Here is a 2,166-nt window from a genome sequence, read left to right on the forward strand (position 1 = left end):
AGAACCCCCGCCCCTTCGCCTGGACGAAGAGCGCCGACGAGATCCTCGAACGCCTGGCCTCATATCTTGATCGAATTCCCGGCGCAGGACACTAGTCCTCCGGTTCAGTGGTGATCTCCGCCCCCAACGTGGCGAGTCCGTCGAGCAAGTGGCCGTAGCCGCACCGGAGATGGTGCAGGCCCCGGATCGTAGCGGTGCCGTCGGCGGTCATGGCGGCTATCAGTAGGGCGAGCGGGCCGCCCGCATGACCCCATAAAGAGCACGCCACCGTACCCGGACCGAACTCGGCATCGCAGCCTGATCCCACATCGGAGTGGTTGGAGTGGCAGAGTGCCTTGGAGCGGTCGTTGTTGTAGATCAGGTAATCGCCCCTGGACAGCGGCTGATTGAGGCATAGGCTGACCGGGAAGCGCCTGGCGCGTTCTTCGGGGTGGTAAGAGTGGCTCAGCAGGCGCCGCGATGCAGCAATCAGTGCGGTCTAGCTAATCGACCGTGCCGCTCCCGTGACGGTGCAAGGAGCTGAATGTGACTCAGGCCCAGCAGGTGCTCGTGCTGTGGGACATCGACCGCACGCTGCTGTACGTCGGGGATGTCGACCGGCAGGTCTACCGCGAGACCTTCGCCGAGGTCGTCGGCCGCCCCGCGGAACACCTGCCGGCCCGCGGCACCGGTGTGACCATGCCGCTGGCGATCCGATCGCTCCTTATCGATAACGGAGTGCCGGAAGGTGAGGTCGACGGTCTGCTACCGCGCATGGTGGATCTCCTGCCGGTCCACCTCGCAGCACATGCGGAGGATCTGCGCGCACAGGGCGTCCTCATGCCAGGAGCCGCCGCCGCGCTGCGAGCGGTGCACGATCACCCTGGCTTGATTCCGACCGCCGTGACCGGGAACCTCAAGCCGAACGCCGTGCTCAAGCTCGCCGCCTTCGACATCGACGGCCTCCTCGACACCGAGATCGGTGGATTCGCCTCCGACGACCCCCACCGCCCGGCGCTCGTCGCGTTAGCCCAGAAGCGCGCCCAGGCCAAGTACGGAACGGTCTTCACTCGCTCGAACACCGTGATCATCGGTGACTCCCTGGAGGACGTCCGAACTGGCCTCGAAGGCGGAGTCCCTGTTATCGGCATCGCATCAGGTAAGACCCCGGCAGCCGAGCTGAATTCGGCGGGGGCCGATCTCGTACTCGCCTCCCTCAAGGATGTCGCACGGGTTCTGGAGGCAATCTTCACGCTGACGGCGGCGAGCGCCAGCTAAGGGCAAGAACGGGGCCTTGCCTCCGGATCGCAGTCGCGCAGCCCGTAGAGCACCACCCGAACTCGTCATCCCGTCGGGGGAGGTGTGTCGGGCTGCCGACCCGTCGAACCCGATCAGCTCATTGCCCGTGCTGGAGCTGAATGTTCTGTGCCGGGTCCCTCAGCACCGGATCAACGGCGGGTACGGGAGCGCGGTAGAGCCTTTCTCTTCCGAGATCCGCCGTCGATCCCGTTTCAAAGCGTCTTCTCGGGCCTCACGAGAGACCGCCTCGCCGTGCGTGATGGCCGCGTTCTCGGTGACCGGGGCCAGCGAGTACCGGATGGGGGAGCGGGTCGAGCGTGCCGGCAGGTGCAGGCGGGCGACACCTGCAGGGAGTTCGGCTCGCAGTGCTCCGTGCCAGCGGATCCACAGCGCGGGGCGCCCGCGCAGTGCCTCGTCGCGGAGCTTGTCCACGGCGGTTCCGTCGTCCTCGCGGTCGACCTCCACGGCGATCGGAGCGCCGTCCCCGCGAAGCAGACGGAGATCCAGGTAGGCGGACCACGGCGGCGACCAGTACGTACGGCATCCCCCGGGCTGCATGCGCGGCGGGTCGATGTAGCGCATGCTCGCCTCCGATCGGCACTTCCAGCCCGAGGCCTTCGCCCAGTCCACCACCGCACGGGTGATGGTCTGGGTTGCCTCCTTGCCGGTCAGGCCGGTGAAGGCGAAGCGGGTCTCGGACAGGTACGCGCGTAAGGAGGCGGCGAGAGTCTCGGACTCGCCTGCCGCCGCCGGGTCGTGGGCCATCCGCTGATTCTCCGGCCCGGCACTGACAGCGGCTAGTGTCCTGCGCCGGGAATTCGATCAAGATATGAGGCCAGGCGTTCGAGGATCTCGTCGGCGCTCTTCGTCCAGGCGAAGGGGCGGGGG

2 protein-coding genes are annotated in these 2,166 nt (G+C 67.1%); one reads left to right on the forward strand and one right to left on the reverse strand.

The features are described 5' to 3' along the window. Positions 1–525: 525 nt before the first annotated feature. The gene (locus ACFY15_RS36840; protein WP_390827080.1) at positions 526–1,257 is read left to right on the forward strand and encodes an HAD family hydrolase; all 732 of its coding nucleotides are present in this window, start codon (positions 526–528) and stop codon (positions 1,255–1,257) included. A gap of 159 nt (positions 1,258–1,416) precedes the next feature. Here ACFY15_RS36840 and ACFY15_RS36845 read toward each other — a convergent pair whose 3' ends face one another. Then, entirely contained in the window at positions 1,417–2,043 is a 627-nt protein-coding gene (locus ACFY15_RS36845) for a hypothetical protein (RefSeq protein WP_390827081.1), read from the reverse strand. Positions 2,044–2,166: the final 123 nt, after the last annotated feature.

This window comes from Streptomyces sp. NPDC001373 (genome assembly GCF_042895815.1).
Taxonomy (GTDB): Bacteria; Actinomycetota; Actinomycetes; order Streptomycetales; family Streptomycetaceae; genus Streptomyces.